This window comes from Streptomyces rimosus subsp. rimosus, from assembly GCF_000720725.1.
Lineage (GTDB): Bacteria > Actinomycetota > Actinomycetes > Streptomycetales > Streptomycetaceae > Streptomyces > Streptomyces rimosus_A.
Genome location: NZ_JOCQ01000057.1, coordinates 31886 through 53364 on the forward strand (window position 1 = coordinate 31886; position 21479 = coordinate 53364).

Sequence of the window (21479 nt, forward strand, 5' to 3'; positions counted from 1 at the left end):
GAGAGCGGCCCGCACCGTCTTCGTTTCCGCACCCCGCTGTGACGTCTGTCATGCTCCGGCAAGGGGATGGTCATCCAAGGTGTGCGCAAGCGTGGCCGGCGGCGGGCAGGGATGGGGCATGCGAAGCCGTGAAACGCGATCGGAAGATCGACTGTCAGTGGGTACCCCTACGCTCCGGAGCATGGGTTACGCAGACCTGCGCGAACTCCAGACCGCGCTGACGACCGCATCCGACATCGCCTCCTCCCTCCAGGCGGCGCCCACCCGGCGGGACGCCGACCAGCTCGTCGACGTCCTGCGGCAGGCGCTGACCGCCGCCAGCTCGCTCAGCACGCTGACCGGCCCGACCGGCTGCGCCATACACCCGCACGGCGCCGTCGATCCGCTGTACGGCGACCCGGAGGACCCGCTGCCTCCGGGGTACGGCAAGTGCCTGCTGTGCAACGACCGCCGCCGCCGCGCGGACGCCAAGCCGCACCAGCCCTATCACTGGGATCGGCAGGAGCACGCCCTGCGGCGCAGCGCGTAGCGGCGGGCATGCCGGTGCGGGGCGCGGCGGGCGTCCGGTACGGGGGCGGTGCCCGGCGCCGCCCCCGTATGCCCTGGTTCCGCCCCGCCCTGGTCCAGGCCTCGTTCACCCCTGGCCCAGCTCTGGTCCAGCCCTAGAGAAAGCCGAGGTCGTAGAAGAACTCGTAACGGATCGGGTTGTCCGGCAGGAACCAGTGGAAGCCCTCTTCGAGGAGGATCGCGACGACGTTCACGGCGACGACGAGGGTGGCGAAGGCCAGGGTGAACCTGCCGACGGCCCGGTACGGCCCGGAGGCCGGCACGTGCCGGTCGGCCGCCGTGCTGTACGCGAAGGCCATGACGACGCCGATGGCGACGACGGACGCCTGGAAGAGCACCCACGCCCAGACGTAGAGGTGCAGGCCGAGCAGCCGGCTGCCGTAGCCCTTGTCGCCGGGCAGGATGTGCAGCATCGTCTGCCGCCACGCCGCGAAGGACCCGGCGACGCAGCCGGTCAGGGCCAGGCCCCAGCCCATGAGGCAGTCGCGGCGCGCGACCGTGCCGTTCAGACCCTGCCGGACGATGTACGCGGGCCCGAGGAAGGCCAGCATCATGAACATCCGCTGGATCACACAGAGCGGGCAGGGATATTCCCACCGTACGAACTGGTAGAAGAGGCCGCCGCAGACGACGCCGGTCCAGCCGACGACGAAAAGGCAGGCGAACCAGTACTGCCCGCGGGCCACGAGTGCGGGCGGCCCCGGTTCCAGATCGGGGTAGGTGGGTGCGTTCATGGACACCGGCAGCTCCGGGCGGTCGGAAGCGGCGGACAGCGGGAAATACCTGGGCCCCGGAATTCCCCGGGTCAGTAATGCAAGGACAGCGCGAGGCTGCTGGTGATGTGGTGGGCCAGCAGGGCGAGGGTCGCGGCGAGTATCAGCCACCACCACCCGAGCACCACGGCCCGGCTTTTGTCGCCCACGACCGCCAGGAGCGCGACCAGCAGGCCGGCGAAGACGAGGGTGTCCATGGCCGGTGAAAATAGCGCCCGGAACGCGTTCGGGCGGTCCGACATCCCGCGGGGTGCGTGGGATGCCGGACCGCCCGTGCGCCGGATGGCCCCGTACGCGCCGCCGGTCACCCGGCCGCGCCGGGGCCGTACGCCTCAGTCCTCCCGCTTCTTCTCCGGGCGCAGCGCGATACGTCCCAGCACCGCCGCGACGACGAGCGCGACCAGGGCGACGAGGACGAAATCCGGTACGGAATTACCGATCCGGGTGGCCCATTCCTCGACCCGGATCTCCGCGTCCGGGTCGAGGATTCCGGGCAGCGCGCTGGTTCCGTTGAAGGTGAGGAACAGGATGCCGATTCCGATGAAGAAGAGGCCGGACAGCACGGAGGTGGTGTGCAGCCGCAGCTTTCCGACGCTGAATTCGCGGCCGCGCAGCCAGCCCCGGCTGCCCAGCGAGAAACGGTCCCAGAGCAGCGCGAGCACGAACAGCGGAAGGGCCATGCCGAGCGCGTAGACGGCGAGCATGGAGGCGCCGTAAACCGGCGAGCCGCTGACCGCCGTGACCGTCAGCACCGCGCCCAGGATCGGCCCGGCGCAGAAGCCCGCGAGGCCGTAGACGCAGCCCAGCAGGAACGTGGACACGGCCGAGCGCGGCGTGATCCGGGCCGCCGCCTGCTGGGCGCGCTTGGAGGCGAAGCCCAGACCGAGGATCTGGGCGGCGCCCATCGCGATCACCACCCAGCCGCCGATGGCGACGAGCAGGTCCCGGTGGCCGTTGAACAGCCGGCTGGCGGCCGTGCTGGCCGCGCCGAGCGGGACCAGCGTGGTGGCCAGGCCCAGGTAGAACACGCCGGTACGGGCCAGCAGCCGGCCGGGGTTGCTCAGGGAGTACGCGAAGAACGCGGGCAGCAGCAGGGCGCTGCACGGGCTGAGCAGGGCGAGTGCGCCGCCCAGGAAGGCGGCGAGGTAACCGATGTCCGTCACTTCGCCGGCTCCTCCGCCTTGCCCGCCTGCCGGCCCTTGTCCGCGCCGCCGGACTTCTCGGCCTGCTCGGCGGCCTGGCTGACCGCCTGCTCGAACACGCCGGTGGGCTGGGCCCCCGCGACGGGACGGCCGTTGACGAGGAAGGACGGCGTGGACTGGACGCCGAGCCGGTAGCCCTCCTCCTGGTCCTTCTTCAGGGCGGCAGCGGCGGCCGGGCTGTTGATGTCGCTACGGAACTTGTCGAGGTCGGCGACCCCGCTCTTGCGGGCCATCTCGACGAGCTTGTCCTCGGCGAGCGCGCTGCCCTTGTTGGTCTTGGCGTACAGCTCGTCGTGCATCTGCCAGAACCGGCCCTGCTGCCCGGCGGCCCAGGAGGCGCGGGCGGCCCGCTCCGAGTCGGCGCCGTAGATGGTGAAGTTGCGGAACTCGATGCGCAGGGTGCCGTCGTCCACGAACTTCTTGATCAGCTCGGGCTGGGTCTCGCGGGTGAAGCGTCCGCAGAACGAGCACTGGTAGTCGGCGTACTCGACCAGGACGACGGGGGCGTCCTTCTTGCCGACGGCGAGCGGGTCGCCGTCCGTGCGCCGGCTGGTCTGCCGCGCGAGCTGGTCGTACAGCTGCTGGTCGTCGTCCTGCCGCGGGGAGACGGAGGCGGCGGCGCCGGGGGTGTCCGCGGCGCGGTCCGAGCCGCCTTCGACGGCCTTGCCGACGGCGACACCGATGGCGACGAGCGCCACCACCAGGGCGATCACGGCACCGATGGCGGCGATCTTGCGGGTGGGTGAGGCGGACGATGCGGAAGTGGGCATGCGGATGCTCCAGACGTACTGGGTGGAAGGATCGGGCCGGTGCGTGCGGGCAGCGGCCTACATCCGCAGTACGGGCAGGAGCGCGGTGTGATCGGTGGCGGGCGCCGTGCCGGTGGGCGGACGGGCGAGCGCGAAACAGGCGGGCGCGTGGGCCGCGAACGGCGCCGGGCCGGTGCCGGCGGGCGTCAGCGGCTCGCCACGGTTGGGGGTGGGCACCGGGGCCGACTCGTTCTGGCTGGGGGCGTGCTGTCCGGAGCACTTCTTGGGCGCCTGCGCCACGGCGTAGTAGTGGGCGGCCGGTGCGGTCGCGTCCCGGCCGGCGGCCTGCGCCACCCGGGCCTTCGCCGCTCCGGCCCGCCCCGTCCCGTCCTGTGCCGCTCCGGCGGCCCGCCCCGTCCCGGTCTGTGCCACTCCGGTCTGCGCCGCCTCGGCCTGTGGCACGGCCGCCCGTGCCACCGGTACGGCCTGGACGCCGCCCACCCGGCACAGCAGTGGCGCGAAGGTGACGGCGAGCAGCAGGAGCAGGGTCGCGACGGCCGAGCGGCGTACGCGTTCCATGGCCCTGTCTCCTTTCGCTGCGTCGTCCGGGCGGCTGCGGCGGGCGCCCGTCCGGCGTCCCGGCGGCGTCCTCGGCGTGAGCCGCCCATCCTACGGATCGCGGGCCCGCCCGTCCGCGACCGACCGCGCGCCCCCGCCCGGGAACCGCCCCGGAACTGATTGCATAACCCACGATCTTGGCCGCATAACCATCGAGGGAATCGATTACCTAACCACTAAATGCAAGGCTGGTGTCGTAGCTCACCTTGGATCGACCAGCAATTGACACCTCTTCGACGCCCTCTGTCCTGAAATGCACCTTTGGCAAGGTCGCGACCGGCCTGCCATAGTCGGTGCAGCGACCCCCATTGACCCGGGCCAGGTCGTCCAGACCCCGCGGGCACACCCCTTTTCGCCCGACGGCGGTCGACACTGGGGCCTTCCCCGCGTACGCCGCGGGCAGGCCCCAGTCGCGTTTCCGGCGCGCCGCACCCCGGCGGGGCGGACCGGTACGCCGGCTCAGCGGTCGATGACGCGCATCTCGAACCAGGTCGTCTTGCCGCGCGGCAGCAGATCCACGCCCCAGCGGTCGGAGAGCTTGTCCACGAGGAAGAGGCCCCGGCCGCTGATGTCCATCTCGTGGACGGGCATCAGGCAGGGCAGGCCACGGGAAGGGTCGCGCACCTCTATACGGATCCAGCCACGGCGGCGCAGCATCCGCAGCCCGAAGGTGCGCGCGCCGGTGTGCCGGACGGCGTTGCCGACCAGCTCGGAGACCAACAGGACGGCATGTTCGGTCAGTTGGGGCGACAGAGACCACCGCCCGAGGAGCACGGACTGGGTCAGCCGGCGGGCGGTGAGGGCGGATTCGGGGCGGGAGGGCATCCGCACCTCGCCCAGCGTGGGGTCGCCCACCAACTCCAGCGCCCTGGCGGCGAGGTCCTCCCCGTCGGACGGGCCGCCCTGCGCGCCCGCACCCGGGAGACCTCCGGGAAGTCCCCAGCGTGCGGCGGCCGTGCCGCTCCGCGGCCGCGGCTGCTCCATTCCTTCGAGGCCCGCCATGCCCCCATCATGGCTGTTACCGCCGCGTCACGGGGGCGGAACCGGAGGAATGCCCCGCCCGGAATCACTGCATCCGGCACGCCGCCCCGTCATATGCCTACGGCAGTGGTGACGCGGCCGAAACCCGGCTGACCTGCGGTGTCCTGATGTGTTCACCTGATCAGCGGGCAGCGGACGGGGCCCCTCCGGGGCGTGGCGGCGCATCCCGCAATTCGCCCACACGAGGCATCGGGCATCGGCCAAACCCCAGGGGCCCCGCCAACAACAGGAGTATCAGCGGAACTTGGCCTTGCCCGGCCCCTCCTCCACGAAGCTGCGCATGCCGGTCTCCCGGTCCTCGGTGGCGAAGAGGCCGGCGAACCAGGTGCGTTCGATCGTCAGGCCGGTGTCGATATCGGTCTCCAGGCCCGCGTCGACGGCCTCCTTCGCGGCCCGCAGCGCGATGGCGGGACCGGTCGCGAGCCGGGCCGCCCAGGCGTGCGCCTGCTCGTAGACCTCGGCGGCCGGCACGACGCGGTCCACCAGGCCGATGGCCAGCGCCTCGTCGGCGCGCACCTGGCGGCCGGTGAAGATCAGGTCCTTGGCCTTGGACGGGCCGACCAGCCGGGCCAGCCGCTGGGTGCCGCCCGCGCCCGGGATCAGGCCGAGCAGGATCTCCGGCTGGCCCAGCTTGGCGTTGTCGGCGGCGATCCGGAAGTCGGCGCACAGCGCCAGCTCACAGCCGCCGCCGAGCGCGTACCCGGTGACAGCGGCGACCACCGGCTTGGGGATGCGCGCGATGGCGGTGAAGGAGTCCTGCAGGGCCTTGGAGCGCTCGACCATGGCCGCGTGGTCCATGTTCTGCATTTCCTTGATGTCCGCGCCGGCGGCGAACACCTTCTCGCCGCCCCAGACCACGACGGCGCGCACGTCGTCGCGCCGGGTGGCTTCCTCGGCCAGCTCGCGCAGCCGGTCCTGGGTGGCGACGTCCAGTGCGTTCATCGGCGGGCGGTCCAGGCGGATGGTGCCGACGCCCTCGGCGACCTCGAAGTTCACAGTCATGGGGGCAGGTTAGTCCGCGTTAACGCGGGGCGGACCGGCGCCCTTCGGTCAAGGCCCCGGCCGCTTGCCGCGCGCTCTGCCCTACCGGCCGGAGCGCCACTTCTCCCAGGACATGTTCCATACGTTCAGGCCGTTGTCCGGCGCGATCGTCTCGTCGTGGGAATTCTCGACGGTGACCACGTCGCCGATGAGCGAGTTGGCGTAGAACCAGGCTGCGGGGGTCGAGCTGTCGCCGCCGCCGCGCTGGTCGTAGAGGCCGACGCAGCCGTGGCTGGCGTTGCGGGAGCCGAACGTCGAGCGTCCGGACCAGTAGTTGCCGTGGATGAACGTGCCGGAGGTGGACAGCCGCATCGCGTGCGGCACATCGGCGATGTCGTACTCGCCGCCGAAGCCGACGGTCTCCCCGTTCATGCGGGTGACCTCGTGCTTCTCGCTGATCACCATCTGGCCGTTGTACGTCTCGGTGCCCGGGCCGCCCGCGGTGACCGGGATCGTCTTGATCTTCTTGCCGTCGCGGACGACGGACATCTCCTTCGCCTTGACGTCGACCGTGCTGATCTGGCTGCGGCCGATCGTGAAGGATATGTGCTTGGACTGGGTGCCGTAGACGCCGGGCCGGCCCTCGACGCCCTTGAGATCCATGCTGAGCGTGACCTTGGTGCCGGGCTTCCAGTACTTCTCCGGACGGAAGTCGAGGCGGTCGTTGCCGAACCAGTGGCTCGCGATCGGGACCGCGGGCTCGGCCTTGACCTTGATCGCCTGCTCGATCCGCTTCGGGTCCGTGATGCCCCGGGTGAAGTTGACGGAGACCGGCATGCCGACGCCGACGGTCTGGCCGTCCTCGGGGGTGTACCGGCCGGTGAAGGTGTTCTTGGGCACCAGGGTGGTGAACGTCGCGTGCCGGGCGGACTCGCGCAGCTGGTCGTCGACCGCGACGGCGTCGACCTTGTACGTCGTGGCGGCGCGCAGCTTGCCGGTGGGCTGCCAGACCGAGCCGCCGTTCAGCTTGCCCGCGACCGGGGCGCCCTTGTCGTCCACGACCTTGACCGAGGTCAGCCGCCCGCCCGAGGCGCTGACCTTCAGGGCGCCGTCGGTGGCCACGTCCTTCGCGCCGTCCCCGGGCGTGATCGTCACATTGGCCTGGGAGGGCTGCTTCTCCGGGTCGGTGCCGCCGTGCTTGTCCTCGTCACCGCCTCCGCAGGCGGTGACCAGTATCAGCAGCGCCGCCAGCAGCAGCGCGAGCACCCCGCCGCTCCCGCGCGGCCCCGCCCGCCGCGCCCCCGTCACCGGCTGCCCCTGCTGCACGTTCACGACTGGCCCCTTTTGTCCCTCGCCCGGCCCGCAATCCCCCGTACGCGCATACCTACCCACGCACGCTCAGCCGATAGGTAACCACACCGCACCGACAGTGGCTTCACCCGGTGATGTCACCGTTCGGCCTCAAGTGGTAGGCGTGGGGCGGGATGACATGAAAGGGAGTCCGGTTCGCCCCGAAGTCGGCCGGATCGCTCCCCGTTTTTCGGCGCCTCTACGGCAGCGCTGAGCCCGCGCGCCACATCTGCCACGGCATGTTCCAGCCACCGAGCCCGTTGTCCGGCGCGACCGTCCGGTCCCGGGAGTTCACGACCTCCACCACGTCCCCGACCAGCGACCGTTCGTAGAACCAGCCGGCCGGGGTGTCGGGGCCGCCGCCCTGGGTGTCCCGCAGCCCGACGCAGCCGTGGCTGGTGTTGGTCCCGCCGAAGGTGCGCGGGGGCGCCCAGTAGTTGCCGTGCAGGAACGTTCCCGAGGTGGTCAGGCGCAGGGCGTGCGGCACGTCCGGGATGTCGTACTCGCCGCCGAAGCCGACCGTGTCCCCGTCCATGCGGGTCACCGGGTGCCGCTCCAGGATCACCATCTTCCCGTTGTACGTGGGGCTGCCGGGGCCGCCGGCGGTCACCGGGAGCGTGGCCACCCGCCGTCCGCCGCGCCACACCGTCATCGTGTGCGCCGCCGCGTCAACCCGGCTGGTCTGATCCCGGCCGATCCTGAACCGGACCGTCTTGCGCTGCGCGCCGAGCACGCCGGGCGCCGCCCGTACGCCGCGCAGCCGCAGGTCCATCGTGACCTCCGTACCGGGCCGCCAGCGGGCGCGCGGCCGGAAGTCGAGGCGGCGGGCGCCGAACCAGTGCCCGGCGATCCGGGCGGCGGGCCGGGCGGTGACCGAGACGGCGCGCTCGACGGCCGCGCGGTCGGCGACCGGCCGGTTGAACTCCAGCGAGACGATCATGCCGGTGCCGACGGTGGCGCCGTGCTCGGGCGCGAAGAAGCCCACGAGGCGGTGCGGAGGCACGAACGTGGTGAAGGTGGTGTGGCGGGCGGACCGGCGGCCGTGCCCGTCCAGCGCCACCGCGTCCACCGTGTACCGCGCGGCCGGTACCAGGCGGGCGTGCCCGGACGGGCGCCAGCTCAGGCCGTCCGGGGCGATCCGGCCCGGCACGGGCGTGCTCCCGTCGTCCTCGATACGGCTGACCGCGACCCGTTCGAGGCGCCCGTCCGGCACCCGCACCAGGACGCGGTCGGCGGGCCGTACGTCCTTCGAGCCGTCGTCCGGCGACACCCGGATCGCCTCCTCGGGAGAGCGCGGCTTGCCCCCGGTCACCACATCGGGGAGCCCGCAGCCGGCCAGCGCCGCCGCTGCCGCCAGGACGGCGAAGGTCAGGGCGGCGGCCGCCACCGAGGACGGCGCCCGGCCTCCGTGGGGCGGCCGGGCCGCCGTCGTCCGCCGTACCGGAGGCGCCGGAACGGAGGCGGTCCGCACCGAAGACCGCCGTACGAGAATCCGCTGCCCCATGTCCCGATATGTCACGCCGCGATAGGTCACGGACAGATCAACGAGGCCCCCGGCGCGGAGGAAACGTGAGGCGGCGGCCCGTTGCGGGAAGAACTCAGGGGAGGACGGGCCGGGTGCGCGGCCGGGACGCCGCGCGGGCCCGTCCGACCGAGCCCGAGCCGCAGGAGGCTGCCCTGTGTCGAGCGCACCCGAGCAGGAGTCGGTACCGGACGTGCGCAGCGAGGACGGCGGGCGGAGCGGACAGCACGGCCGCGGTGGCCCCGGGCGTACGGCGCACCCCGCCGGCACGCAGGGCCCGGACGCCGCCGGCGGCGCGGAGCCGGGCAGCGGCACCGCGCCCGTCAACGGCCACCGGGTCCGCGTGCCGCCCGCCCGGGAGTCCGGCCCGTCCGCCGCGCCGGACGCGGACATCCGCGCCGCGCCACCGCCCGTACCGGTCCGGCCCGGCAGCCCGCAGCCTCTCGGGGCCCGCTTCCGGACGGGCCCCGACGGCGTGGCGGGCACCAACTTCGCCCTGTGGGCGGGCGGCGCGGAGTCCGTCGAGGTGTGCCTCTTCGACGACGAGGGCCGCGAGACGCGGCGCGCGCTCACGGAGCTGACGCACGAGATCTGGCACGGCTTCCTGCCCGGCGTCCGGCCGGGCACGCGCTACGGCTACCGGGTGCACGGCCGCTGGGACCCGTGGACCGGCGCCCGCTGGAATCCGGCCAAGCTGCTGCTGGACCCCTACGTGCGCGCGGTGGACGGCGAGTTCACGCTGCCCGCCCAGGTGTACGGGCACGTCCGCGACTGGCCGCAGCAGCACGTCGCCGACACCGTGCGCGACGACCGCGACTCGGCCCCGTACGTCCCCAAGGGCGTCGTGGTCGGCGACGAGGACCCGGAGGACGGCGGGGACGAGTGGATGGACGACCGGCGGCCCAAGACGCCGTGGTCCGACACGGTCCTGTACGAGCTGCACGTGCGCGGGTTCACCATGCGCCACCCGGGCATCCCCGAGGAACTGCGCGGCACGTACGCGGGCCTGGCGCACCCGGCCGCGATATCCCACCTCACCCGCCTCGGCGTGACCGCCGTCGAGCTGCTGCCGGTGCACCAGTTCGCCCATGAGGACCACCTGCTCCGGCGCGGCCTGCGCAACTACTGGGGCTACAACTCCATCGGGTATTTCGCCCCGCACGCCGGCTACGCCGCCACCGGCACCCGCGGCCAGCAGGTCGGCGAGTTCAAGCGGATGGTACGGGCCCTGCACGACGCCGGTATCGAGGTCGTGCTCGACGTGGTCTACAACCACACGGCCGAGGCGAGCGAGCTGGGCCCCACGCTGTCCTTCCGCGGCATCGACAACCGCGGCTACTACCGGCTGGCGGACGGCAGCCGCCGCTACGCCGACTACACGGGCTGCGGCAACACCCTGCACGTCGTCCAGCCCAACGTGCTGCGCCTGATCACCGATTCACTGCGCTACTGGGTCACCGAGATGGGCGTGGACGGCTTCCGCTTCGACCTGGCGGCTGCCCTGGCCCGCTCCATGCACGATGTGGACATGCTCTCGCCGTTCCTCGCGGTGATCGCCCAGGACCCGGTGCTGCGCCGCGTCAAGCTGATCGCCGAGCCCTGGGACGTCGGCTCCGGCGGCTACCAGGTCGGCGCCTTCCCGCCGCTGTGGACGGAGTGGAACGACCGCTACCGCGACACCGTGCGCGACTTCTGGCGCGGCGCCCATCCGGACGTACGGGACCTCGGCTACCGGCTCTCCGGGTCCAGCGACCTGTACGCGTGGGGCGGCCGCCGCCCGTACGCCTCGGTCAACTTCATCACCTCGCACGACGGCTTCACCCTGCGCGACCTGGTCTCGTACGGACACAAGCACAACACGGCCAACGGCGAGGGCAACCGCGACGGCACGGACGGCAACCGCTCCTGGAACTGCGGTGCCGAGGGCGAGACCGGCGACGCCGGGATCCGGGCGCTGCGCCGCCGCCAGCTGCGCAACATGATCACCACGCTGCTGCTGTCCACCGGCGTGCCGATGCTCGTCGCGGGCGACGAGATGGGCCGTACACAAGGCGGCAACAACAACGCGTACTGCCAGGACAACGACACCAGTTGGGTGGACTGGTCGCTCCTGGAGGACCCGGGCTGGCGGGCCCTGGCCACGCTCGCGTCCCGGCTGATCGCGCTGCGCCGCGACCATCCCGTACTGCGCCGCCGCGCGTTCTTCTCCGGCCGCCCGCAGCGCCCCGACGGCCTGCGCGACCTGGCCTGGTTCACCCCGCGCGGCACGGAGATGACCGAGCCCGACTGGTACACGCCCACCCCGTCGCTCGGCATGTACCTCTCCGGTACGGACATCCCGCAGCGCGACCCCGAGGGCCGCCCCGTCATCGACGACAGCTTCCTCGCCGTGCTGCACACCGGCCACCGTCCGGCCGGTTTCACGCTTCCCGGGCCGCCCTGGGCCGACGCGTACGAGCTGGTCGTGGACACCTCCCGCGAGGACCAGGACGGACCGCCCGGGACCGCGCTGCCCGCCGGCACCCGGATCACCGTTCCCGAGCGGTCGGTGCTGCTGCTGCGCGTGGTGGCGGACTGACGCCCCGCCCGCCCCAACTGCCGCACACGGCCCGGCGAAAACCCGGTGAGTGATGTCAGTGGCGAGCCGTAGTCTCGGTCCTGATGGCCGAGACAGCGAAGGTGACGAGTCAGCAGTCCTCCGACGATCCAGCCGGTGATACCGCCGGTGACGCCGCCGGTGATACCGCCGACGGGCGGCGTCCGGCGCCCCGGCGCTCCGCCGTGCGCTCCCTGCTGCGGCTGTGGCCGTTCGTCCGGCCGGTGCGGACGCGGCTGTTCACGGCGGCGTTCGTGGCGATCGTCGCGTCCTGCATCGGGCTGGTCATCCCGCTCGTCCTCAAATGGCTGGTGGACGGGCCGATCGCGGACCGGGACCCGGCCGGGGCGTGGCTGGGCGGCGGGTACCTGCTCCTGCTCGGCCTCGCGGAGGCGGGCCTGTTCGGGCTGCGGCGGTGGCTGGTGGCGCGCCCGCTGGCGAGCGTCGAGGCCGCGCTGCGCGACAGCCTGTACCGCCACATACAGCGCCTGCCGGTCGCCTTCCACGACCGCTGGGCCTCCGGCCAGCTGCTCTCCCGGGGCACCACGGACCTCCAGCTGCTGCGCCTGTTCCTGGCCTTCCCGCTGACGTTCCTGCTCGTCAACGCCACCACGATCGTGGTGGGCTGTGTGATCCTGCTGGTCCAGCGCTGGTCGCTGGGGCTGGTGCTGCTGGCCCCGATCGTGCCGCTGATCGCGCTGTGCTCGGTCTTCGAGGCGCGGTACGCGGTCGCCGCGCGCCGGGCCCAGGACCAGGTCGGCGACGTGACCACGGTCGTGGAGGAGTCGGTCCTCGGCATCCGGATCATCAAGGGCTTCGGCCGGCACCGCAGCCAGGCCCGGGCGTTCCGGGCGCTGACGGCCCGGCTGCGCACGACCGAGCTGCGCAAGGCCCGGCTGCTGGCCACCCTCTGGGCGTTCATCAACGCGCTGCCGGAACTGGCCATCGGCGCGGCGCTGGTGCTCGGCACCGTCCAGGTGGCCGACGGCGACCTGTCGGCCGGCACCCTCGTCGCGTTCCTGTCCACGGCGCTCGCGCTGATGTGGCCGGTGGAGTCGATCGGCTTCCTGCTGGCGATGAGCAACGACGCGGCGGCGGCCACGGACCGGTATTTCGAGGTGCTGGACGCTCCGGTGGCGGACCGGGACGACGCGCCCGCGGCGCCCGGCAGCAGACCGGCCGCCCCCGTGACCGAGAAGGCGGGCCTCGCCTTCCACGACGTCACCTTCCGCTATCCGGACGCGCCCGCCGGGGCCCCGCCCACCCTCCGGGGCATCGACCTGCACATCCGCCCCGGCGAGACGCTGGCCCTGGTCGGCGCGACCGGCAGCGGCAAGACCACCCTCACCGCGCTCGTCCCCCGGCTGTACGACGCCACCGGCGGCCGTATCACCCTGGACGGCACGGACATCACGGCGCTGACCCGCGACGAGCTGCGGGCCCGGGTGGCGGTGGCCTTCGAGGAGCCGACGCTGTTCTCCGCGACCGTGGCGGAGAACATCCTGATGGGCGGGGCGGACGCCGGTCCGGACGACCTCGTGCGGGCGCTGCGCGTCGCCCAGGCCGAAGGGTTCGTGGACGCGCTGCCCGACGGCCGCGACACCGAGGTCGGCGAGCAGGGGCTGAGTCTGTCCGGCGGGCAGCGGCAGCGGCTCGCGCTGGCCCGCGCGGTGGTCGGCCGGCCGCGCTTCCTGGTCCTGGACGACCCGCTGTCGGCGCTGGACGTCCACACGGAAGCGCTGGTCGAGGCCGCGCTGCGGCAGGTGCTGGCGACCACGACCGCGCTGGTCGTCGCGCACCGCCCGTCCACGGTCCTGCTCGCCGACCGGGTGGCGCTGCTGTCCGGCGGGCGCATCGCCGCCCTCGGCACCCACCACGAACTGCTGCGGGAGAACGCCGAGTACGCGGCGCTGATGTCCGGTGCCGCGGACGGCGGGAGCGCCGTCCGACGCGAAGGGAAGAGCGTGCGATGACGACGAGCACGGATGCCGGTACGGCCACAGGTGGCGCGCCGGACGACGACGGCCGGACGACCACGCACGGCACCCCGGACGCCCCCGCCGCGCCCCGGCCGTCCGCCACTCCCCCGGCCGCCGCCGGCCCCGATCCCTTCGAACAGGACGTCCTGCCGACCGACAAGGGCGCTTCCCGCTCCCTCCTGGGGTCACTGCTGCGCCCGCACACCCGCCGTGTCTGGGCGGCGAGCGTCCTCCTCCTGCTCCAGCAGGCCGCCGTGCAGGCCGGGCCGCTGCTGGTCGCCTTCGCCATCGACCGTGCCGTGCCCGCCCTGCGCGAGGGCCGGCACGGTCCGCTGATCGCCGTGGCCGCGGCCTATCTGCTGTGCGCCACGGCGTCCGGCGGCCTCCAGTACGTCTTCATCCGGCTCGCCGCGCGGATCAGCCAGGACGTCCTGCTCGACCTGCGGGGCCGGATCTTCCGGCACGGCCAGGCCCTGAGCCTGGACTTCCACGAGCGCTACACGTCCGGCCGGCTGATCTCCCGCGCGACCACCGACGTGGAAGCGCTGCGCGAGCTGCTGAACGAGGGCCTCCAGGAGCTGGTCTCCATCGTCCTGGCCACGGTCTACATCACGGCGACGCTGCTCTACCTCGACTGGGGCCTGGGGGCCGCCGCGGTGGCCACGGCCGGGCCGCTCTACCTGCTCATACGCTCCTTCCGGCGCCGGTCGCGGCGGGTCTACAGCGAGAAGTCGTCGGCGATGGCGGCCGTGATCGTGAAGTTCACCGAGACGGTCAACGGCATCCGGCCGGTGCAGACGTTCCGGCGCGAGCGCCCCAACGACGCCGCGTTCGCCCGCCTGAACGGCCGCCACGAGCGCGTCAACGGCGACGCGATCCTGGAGATGGCCCGGTATGTGGTCTCCTCGCGCCTGCTGGCCAATGTCGCGGTGGCCGCGCTCGTCCTGTGGGGCGCGTACCGCGTGGCCTCCGGCGGCCTGGCGCTGGGCGTCCTGGCGGCCGCGGCGCTGTACCTGCGCCGTCTGTACGACCCGATCGACCGCCTGGGCATGTTCCTCAACTCCTACCAGTCCGCCGCCGCTTCGCTGGAGAAGATCGCCGGGCTGCTCGCCCAGCGCCCGAGTGTCCCGGAGCCCGCCGATCCGCTGCCGCTGCCGGAGCGGCCCGGCTCCCGGCCCGGCCGCGAGGTCGTCTTCGAGGGCGTCCGCTTCGGCTACCGCACCGGCGGCGAGGTGCTGCCGCGCTTCGACCTGACGCTGGCCGCGGGCCGTACGGTCGCCGTCGTCGGCTCCACCGGCGCCGGCAAGTCCACCCTGGCCAAGCTGCTGGCCCGTTTCTACGATCCGGCGACCGGACACGTCCGCGTGGACGGCATCAACCTGCGCGACCTGTCCACCGCCGACCTGCGGCGCGCGGTGGTGATGGTCACCCAGGAGGCGTTCCTCTTCTCCGGCACGGTCGCCGAGAACATCGCCATCGGCCGCCCGGACGCCACCCGCGAGGAGATCGAGCGGGCCGCGCGCGCCATCGGCGCCCACGACTTCATCGCGGCCCTGCCGGACGGGTACGACACCGACGTACGCAAACGCGGCGGCCGGATCTCCGCCGGCCAGCGCCAGCTCGTCGCCTTCGCCCGCGCCCTGCTCGCCGACCCGGCCGTACTGATCCTCGACGAGGCGACCAGCTCGCTGGACATCCCCGGCGAGCGCGCGGTCCAGCACGCCATGGACACGGTCCTGCGCGGCCGTACGGCCGTGGTCATCGCCCACCGCCTGTCCACGGTCGAGACGGCCGACCGGGTCCTGGTCATGTCGGGCGGCCGCATCGTCGAGGACGGCACCCCGGCCGAACTGATCGCGGGGCGGGGGCGGTTCGCGGAGCTGCACGAGGCGTGGCGGGAGAGCGTGGTGTGAGGGGCGGGCAGGATCAGGATTCTCTTCCTGCCCGCCCGCCTGCGGTCCGCGGCACCCTCGAACGAAAAAAGGCACGGAGAACACACTCTCCCTGCCACTACTAACCTATAGCACACCAGGGGGCTTGCGGCAAGGCCCCGGTGGTGCCGCAGAATCGTCGGCCAAGGGCAGAACCTGCGGGAAATGCGGGTTCGCGAAATTCGCACGCTTTTGCCGGCGTGTGGCATGGGGGTTTACGTGAGGGACGTGATCGTGGTCGGCGCCGGGCCGACCGGCCTGATGCTGGCCGCCGAACTGCGGCTGCAGGGCGTGGACGTGCTCGTACTGGACAAGGAGCCGGAGCCGACCAAGGTGGTCCGCGCGCTCGGCCTGCACGTGCGCAGCATCGAGGTGATGGAACAGCGCGGCCTGCTGGAGCGCTTCCTCGCGCTCGGCAAGCGGTACGAGGTCGGCGGTTTCTTCGCGGGCATCAGCAAGTCGTGGCCCGAGCGGATGGACACCGCGCACGGGTACGTCCTCGGCATCGTGCAGACCGTCACCGAGCGCCTGCTGACCGAGCACGCGGTCGAGCGGGGCGCCGAGATCCGGCGCGGCTGCGCGGTGACCGGGCTGCGCCAGGACGCGGACGGGGTGACCCTGGAGCTGGCCGGCGCGGACGCACTGCGCTCGCGCTACGTCGTCGGCTGTGACGGCGGGCGCAGCACGGTCCGCAAGCTGCTCGGCATCGGCTTTCCCGGCGAGCCGAGCCGGCGTGACACGCTGCTGGGCGAGATGGCGCTGACCGCCTCGCAGGACGAGCTGACGGCCGTGATGACCGAAGTCCGCAAGACGCAGCTGTGGTTCGGCGCCATGCCCCTCGGAGAGGGCGTGTACCGGGTGATCGTGCCCGCCGCGGGGGTGGCCGAGGACCGCTCGGTCCCGCCGACGTTCGAGGAGTTCAAGCACCAGCTGCTGGCGACCGCCGGCACCGACTTCGGCGTGCACTCGCCGCGCTGGCTCTCCCGCTTCGGTGACGCCACCCGGCAGGCCGAGCGCTACCGGGAGGGCCGGGTGCTGCTGGCCGGGGACGCGGCGCACATCCACCCGCCGACCGGCGGCCAGGGCCTCAACCTCGGCATCCAGGACGCGTTCAACCTCGGCTGGAAGCTGGCCGCCGAGGTCAACGGCTGGGCCCCGGAGGGGCTGCTGGACAGCTACCAGACCGAGCGGCACCCGGTGGGCGCCGCCGTCCTGGACAACACCCGTGCGCAGGTGCTGCTGATGTCCACGGAGCCCGGCCCCCGGTCGGTGCGGCGGCTGCTGGCGGAGCTGATGGAGTTCGAGGAGGTGAACCGGTACCTGATCGAGAAGATCACCGCGGTCTCGGTCCACTACGACTTCGGCGAGGGCCACGAGCTGCTCGGCCGGCGGCTGCGGGACGTGGCCCTGAAGCGGGGGCGACTCTACGAACTGATGCACGGCGGCCGCGGCCTGCTGCTCGACCAGACCGGCCGCCTCTCGGTGGAGGGCTGGGCGGACCGGGTCGACCACGTGGTGGACGTCAGCGAGGAGCTGAACGTGCCCGCGGTGCTGCTGCGGCCGGACGGGCACGTGGCGTGGGCCGGTGAGGACCAACGGGAGCTGGTCGCCGCGCTGCCGAGGTGGTTCGGCGCGGCCGGCAGCTGAGCACTCGGCCGCGCCGGTGACCGCTACCCGCCGGCCGGCCGCAGCGCGGAGAAGGTGTGGTCCTCCCAGATGAGGCGGGATGCCTTCGCCGGGTCCGCGGTGACGGCCGGCCGGGTGTCGAAGAGCTGGACGAGGCGCCGGCCGGTGTCGTACGCAGGCCACCCCGGGTCTCCGTCGGTGGCGAACGCCGTCCACGCGGCGCGCATGCGGGCCGACAGCGTCTCGGCCTCCGGGGAGGGTTCCTCGCCGATCAGTACGGCGGGCTGACCGCGGTCGAGGGTGCCGAACACCAGCGGTACGTCCAGACCGTGGCAGGCGCCGAAGACGCCGTCCATACCGGGCGCCTGCCAGGTCAGCTCGTAGACGTGGACCCGGCCGCCGACCGCGGCCCGGGCCTCGGCGAGGTGGAGGCTCGGCATGCGGAACAGCCAGTCCGACTGGACCCGTTCGTACAGCTCGTCCGGGCTCGCGGCCGGGAAGCGGTCGCGGTAACGGCGCGCGCCGTCCGGGCCGGGGCCGAAGATGCGCAGCGCGGTCGCGGCCTGCTCGGGCGTCACCTGGCCGAGCAGGCCGTCGATCACGGTGAACAGCCGCTGCTCGTCCCGGGTGTGGCCGACGATCAGCGGGATGTCGCGGGCCGCGCCGCCGGCCAGGGCATGCCACGGTGCGACCGGCAGCGTGTCGCCCTCGACGACCGGTGCGATCGGGATGGACCGGTGTGCGACGGCGCCCCAGCGGCGCGCGTGCCGGTCCATCGTGGCGCCGACCGCGTCACCGGCGGCGGACAGCCGGGCCGGGGCCACCGCGCGCAGGCCGCTCACCGTGGGTTTCAGCCCCAGCTCGGCGGCGCAGGCGGCGGCGATGTCGGCGGCCAGTTCCGGTGTGAAGAACGTGCCCGGCACGCTCTGCGCGACGGCCCGGCCGAAGAGACCGGCCGCCCGCGGCATGGCCAGCAGCGCGGCGGCCGACCCGGCGCCCGCCGACTGACCGAAGACCGTGACGCGGTCCGGGGCGCCCCCGAAGGCCCGGATGTTGTCGCGCACCCACTCCAGAGCGGCGATCTGGTCGAGCAGGCCCCGGTTGGCGGGCGCCCCCTCGAACTGCCCGAAGCCTTCAAGTCCGACACGGTAGTTGAACGTCACCACGACGACACCGGCACCGGCCAGGCGGCCTCCGTCGTACTCCGGCAGCGCCGACGTGCCGATCGCGTACGCGCCGCCCTGGATCCACACCATCACCGGCAGCCCGGCGCCCGGGCCCGGTTCGGGCGTCCAGACGTTGAGCGTCAGCCAGTCGTCGTCGGCGTCCCGGGACAGCGCCTCCATGCCGAAGTGGCCGCCCTGCGGGGGCGACGGCCCGTACGACAGGGCCGGCCGTACGCCGTCCCACCCGCGCACCGCCCGCGGCGCGGCGAACCGAAGCTCCCCGACGGGCGGTTCGGCGAACGGAATGCCCCGGAAGACAGCCACGCCCGCCTCCCGGCCGCCACGCACCACTCCGGTCGTCGTACGGGCTTCGGGCCCCGGGCCGGACGGCCCGGACGCTGCACCGGTCATCAGGACTCCCCTCCTGGCGGGCGGGACACCGGTACAGGAACGTACGGCGGCCTCGCTGCCCGGAATCGTCCCGCCGTGTCCCGAGCCGGCGCCAGCCATTTACGCACGGGGCCCGTGCGGACAGACCCGGCTCAGCGGCGCAGCGCCAGCACCGTGCCCCTGGTGACGGCCTCCTTGAAGCGGGCGGAGGCACGGCCGGTGAGCACCGCGCCGACCGGACTGTCGTCGGCCCGGGTGAACTGGGTGAGGCCGTCGTGGCGGCCGAGGCTGATGTTCTGCCAGACGTAACGCAGCCGGAGCGGCTCGACGGTGGTGCCGGTGAGCGCGGCGGCGACGCTCTTCGCGACGTACCCGCCCATCGGCAGCCCCGTCTGGCACGACATACGGGAGGCCGCGCCGTCCGGTCCGTACGCCGCCACCGCGTCGCCCGCCGCGAAGACCTCCGGATGGGAGAGCGAGCGCAGCGTCGGGTCCACCGTGATCAGACCGCGCCCGTCGACGGCGAGCCCGGACTCGCGGGCCAGGTCCGGGACGCGGAACCCGGCCGCCCAGACGACCGTTGCGGCCGGGATCTCGCCGCCGTCGGCGAGCACCAGGCCGTGCGCGGCGACTTCGCGGACCCGGGTGTGCTCGCGGAGGATGATGCCGTGCCGGTGCAGGGCACCGCGCAGGTAGCGCCGGCCGCGCTCCGAGAGGCCGGCTCCCAGCTCACCGGCGGTGACCAGGTGGACCGTGCGGCCCGGGTGCGCCTCGGCGAGTTCGGTGGCCGCCTCGATGCCGGTCAGCCCGGCCCCGGCCACGGCCACCGGCCCCCGCCCGTCCGCCATGCGCGCCCGCAGCCGGACCGCGTCCTGGTAGGTGGCCACCGCATGGGCGTGCGCGGCGGCTCCGGGGACGGCGGTGGTGTCGGCCCCGCTGCCCAGCGCGTAGACGAGGGTGTCGTAGGTGAGGGTGTGCGGGGCGGAGTCGATCCGTACCGTACGGGTGGCGGCGTCGACGGCGGTCACCCGGGCGACGACCAGGTCGATGTCCGTACCGGCGAGCAGGGCGCCGAGCGGCAGGTCCGCCGGCCGCCGGCCGGCGGCGAGCTGGTGCAGCCGGACCCGCTCGACGAAGTGGCCGACGGCGTTGACCACGGTGATGCGTACGCCGCGGCGGCGCAGCCTGCGGGCCGCGCCCTTGGCGGCGGACAGTCCGGCGTACCCGGCTCCCAGGACCACGATGTGATGTGTCATGCCCCCTGAACCGGCGGGCGGGCGCATCCGTGACAGCCCGGAAGGTGAAGCGGGTCACACGAGCTGGCCCGCGGCGAAGGCGAGCTTGTCGGGGTTCAGGACGGTACGGACCGCGCTCACCCGCCCCTCGTGTATCTCCGGGACGACGACGCCGAGCAGGTCCTCCCCCACGCGGAAGAGCACCGCCGGTTCGCCGTTCACCTCGGCGAAGTCGGTCCGGATGACCGCCGCTTCGGGCCGGGCCCCCAGGCCCAGCAGGTAGCGGAGCACCTTGACGCGCCCGGTGACCGGCCGGCGCGCCGCGGTCACCCGGCCCCCGCCGTCGGCCCAGGCCACCACGTCGTCGGCGAGCAGCCGTTCGAGGCCGGCCACGTCGCCGTCGAGCGTGGCGGCGAAGAACCGCTCGACGAGCTTCGCGCGCTGTGCGGCGTCCACGTCGAAGTGCCGGCGCGGGGAGCCACCGAGCCGTTCCCGGGCACGACGGTGCAGCTGCCGCGAATGGGCCTCCCCGACGCCGATGACCTCGGCGATGTCCCGGTGGCTGTGGCCGAACGCCTCGCGCAGGACGAACACCGCGCGTTCGGCCGGGGTGAGCCGTTCCATCAGGGTGAGCAGCGCGAACGACACCGATTCGCGCTGCTCCGCGGTCTCCAGCGGGCCGAGCCGCCCGTCCGCGGTGTGGGTGAGGACCGGCTCGGGGAGCCAGGGGCCGACGTACCGCTCCCGCCGGGCGCGGGCGGAGGTGAGCCGGTTGATGCACAGATTCGTGACGACCTTGGTCAGCCAGGCGGCCGGGGTACGGACGGCGGAGCCGTCGGCCGTGCTCCAGCGCAGGTAGGCGTCCTGCACGGCGTCCTCCGCCTCGCTCGCCGAACCGAGCATCCGGTACGCGAGCGCGAAGAGCCGGGGCCGGTGCGCTTCGAACTCCACGGTGGCTTGCGTGGTCATGTCCGCAGGATGCCAGGCGGGGCCGGGGACGGTACGGCCGGGGCGGCGCGCCGCCGCCGGACGTCCCCGGCGCTCCTCAGGCCCCCACCACCCCGTCGATCCCCTCGCGCAGGAAGTCGGCGTGGCCGTTGTGGCGGGCGTATTCGAGGGTGACGTGGAGCATCACGACGCGCAGGGACACATCGGCGTCCCAGCGGGGCTGGTGGGCGGTCACGTCCAGGGAGGGGGCGGCGCGTTCGATGCGGCGGGCGTGCTCGACCTCGGTGCGCCAGGCGTCGAACGCGTCGGCGCGGGTGCTCGTCCCGGGGTCGTACGCCGCCTGGTAGTCGCCCTCCGGCGACCACACGAGCGGGATGTCCTCCTTGTTGATCACCCGCCGGAACCAGGTGCGCTCGACCTCCGCCAGGTGCCGGACGAGGCCGAGCAGGGACAGCGTGGACGGCGGCATGGAGCGGCTGCGCAGTTCCTCGTCGGAGAGGCCGTCGCACTTCATGGCGAGCGTGGCGCGGTGGAAGTCGAGGTAGGCGCGCAGGGATTCGCGCTCGCCCGCGCGCATCGGCGGTCGGGGCCGTTCGGTGGTCATGGTGTTTCCGCACCTTTCTTCGTGGGCCGATCCTTTCGGCCGCGCCGATCCTGCCCGCCGTGCCGTGCCGCCGCACCCGCTTTCCGTACGCGAAGGGGGGCTCAGCGGTGGCCGAAGACAGCGCCTTCCTCCCGGGCCCGGGAACGGGCCGCCCGCGGACCGTGTATGTGCCCCGGGAGGCGGGGGCCGGGCGGGGGCGGT

General features: G+C 73.3%; 18 protein-coding genes. 5 read left to right on the forward strand and 13 right to left on the reverse strand.

What is annotated here, in order from left to right; genetic code table 11:
• The first annotated feature begins 181 nt into the window (after positions 1 to 181).
• Positions 182 to 529 carry a hypothetical protein gene (locus IH45_RS0126500; protein ID WP_032918449.1) on the forward strand — a complete coding sequence of 116 codons (348 nt, stop codon included), beginning with the start codon at positions 182 to 184 and terminating at the stop codon, positions 527 to 529.
• Between the two features lie 133 nt (positions 530 to 662).
• On the opposite strand, the gene IH45_RS0126505 is transcribed toward IH45_RS0126500, so the two are convergent.
• From IH45_RS0126505 to IH45_RS0126545, 9 genes are all read right to left on the reverse strand, one after another.
• Positions 663 to 1301 (reverse strand): disulfide bond formation protein B, encoded by a 639-nt coding sequence (locus tag IH45_RS0126505; RefSeq protein ID WP_078897792.1) that lies wholly within the window; start codon positions 1299 to 1301, stop codon positions 663 to 665.
• Positions 1302 to 1372: 71 nt separating this feature from the next.
• A complete protein-coding gene (locus tag IH45_RS1000000149480; RefSeq protein WP_199810728.1) occupies positions 1373 to 1537 on the reverse strand; it encodes a DUF5993 family protein in 165 nt (54 codons plus the stop codon).
• A gap of 135 nt (positions 1538 to 1672) precedes the next feature.
• Positions 1673 to 2503 carry a cytochrome c biogenesis CcdA family protein gene (locus tag IH45_RS0126515; protein ID WP_030673465.1) on the reverse strand — a complete coding sequence of 277 codons (831 nt, stop codon included), beginning with the start codon at positions 2501 to 2503 and terminating at the stop codon, positions 1673 to 1675.
• The gene (locus IH45_RS0126520) at positions 2500 to 3312 is read right to left on the reverse strand and encodes a DsbA family protein (RefSeq protein WP_030673467.1); all 813 of its coding nucleotides are present in this window, start codon (positions 3310 to 3312) and stop codon (positions 2500 to 2502) included. The genes IH45_RS0126515 and IH45_RS0126520 overlap by 4 nt, the downstream gene beginning before the upstream one ends.
• Positions 3313 to 3369: 57 nt before the next feature.
• The gene (locus tag IH45_RS0126525) at positions 3370 to 3870 is read right to left on the reverse strand and encodes a hypothetical protein (RefSeq protein WP_030673470.1); all 501 of its coding nucleotides are present in this window, start codon (positions 3868 to 3870) and stop codon (positions 3370 to 3372) included.
• Positions 3871 to 4368: 498 nt separating this feature from the next.
• Entirely contained in the window at positions 4369 to 4911 is a 543-nt protein-coding gene (locus IH45_RS0126530; protein WP_030673472.1) for an ATP-binding protein, read from the reverse strand.
• 273 nt (positions 4912 to 5184) lie between these two features.
• A complete protein-coding gene (locus IH45_RS0126535; RefSeq protein WP_030673475.1) occupies positions 5185 to 5952 on the reverse strand; it encodes an enoyl-CoA hydratase/isomerase family protein in 768 nt (255 codons plus the stop codon).
• A gap of 81 nt (positions 5953 to 6033) precedes the next feature.
• Complete coding sequence (locus IH45_RS0126540; protein WP_394298713.1) at positions 6034 to 7257, reverse strand: L,D-transpeptidase; 1224 nt, start codon at positions 7255 to 7257, stop codon at positions 6034 to 6036.
• Positions 7258 to 7480: 223 nt separating this feature from the next.
• Positions 7481 to 8800 (reverse strand): L,D-transpeptidase, encoded by a 1320-nt coding sequence (locus IH45_RS0126545; RefSeq protein WP_234440685.1) that lies wholly within the window; start codon positions 8798 to 8800, stop codon positions 7481 to 7483.
• Between the two features lie 346 nt (positions 8801 to 9146).
• On the opposite strand from IH45_RS0126545, the gene glgX reads away from it, so the two are divergent.
• The 4 genes from glgX to rox all read left to right on the forward strand — a co-directional run bounded on the left by glgX (position 9147) and on the right by rox (position 16956).
• The gene (gene glgX, locus IH45_RS0126550; protein ID WP_030673498.1) at positions 9147 to 11381 is read left to right on the forward strand and encodes a glycogen debranching protein GlgX; all 2235 of its coding nucleotides are present in this window, start codon (positions 9147 to 9149) and stop codon (positions 11379 to 11381) included.
• An 83-nt stretch (positions 11382 to 11464) separates the two neighbouring features.
• On the forward strand, positions 11465 to 13372 hold the full coding sequence (locus IH45_RS0126555) for an ABC transporter ATP-binding protein (protein WP_078897793.1): 1908 nt from the start codon (positions 11465 to 11467) through the stop codon (positions 13370 to 13372).
• Entirely contained in the window at positions 13369 to 15291 is a 1923-nt protein-coding gene (locus tag IH45_RS0126560) for an ABC transporter ATP-binding protein (RefSeq protein WP_030673504.1), read from the forward strand. The genes IH45_RS0126555 and IH45_RS0126560 overlap by 4 nt, the downstream gene beginning before the upstream one ends.
• A gap of 237 nt (positions 15292 to 15528) precedes the next feature.
• Positions 15529 to 16956 (forward strand): rifampin monooxygenase, encoded by a 1428-nt coding sequence (gene rox / locus IH45_RS0126565; protein ID WP_030673505.1) that lies wholly within the window; start codon positions 15529 to 15531, stop codon positions 16954 to 16956.
• Positions 16957 to 16979: 23 nt separating this feature from the next.
• On the opposite strand, the gene IH45_RS0126570 is transcribed toward rox, so the two are convergent.
• From IH45_RS0126570 to IH45_RS0126585, 4 genes are all read right to left on the reverse strand, one after another.
• Positions 16980 to 18512: a carboxylesterase/lipase family protein gene (locus IH45_RS0126570; RefSeq protein ID WP_030673507.1), complete on the reverse strand. Its 1533-nt coding sequence runs from the start codon at positions 18510 to 18512 to the stop codon at positions 16980 to 16982.
• A 131-nt stretch (positions 18513 to 18643) separates the two neighbouring features.
• A complete protein-coding gene (locus IH45_RS0126575; protein ID WP_030673511.1) occupies positions 18644 to 19747 on the reverse strand; it encodes an NAD(P)/FAD-dependent oxidoreductase in 1104 nt (367 codons plus the stop codon).
• Positions 19748 to 19801: 54 nt separating this feature from the next.
• Positions 19802 to 20695 (reverse strand): RNA polymerase sigma-70 factor, encoded by an 894-nt coding sequence (locus IH45_RS0126580; protein ID WP_030673526.1) that lies wholly within the window; start codon positions 20693 to 20695, stop codon positions 19802 to 19804.
• A gap of 76 nt (positions 20696 to 20771) precedes the next feature.
• Positions 20772 to 21278 (reverse strand): DinB family protein, encoded by a 507-nt coding sequence (locus IH45_RS0126585; RefSeq protein ID WP_030673529.1) that lies wholly within the window; start codon positions 21276 to 21278, stop codon positions 20772 to 20774.
• Between the last annotated feature and the right edge of the window lie 201 nt (positions 21279 to 21479).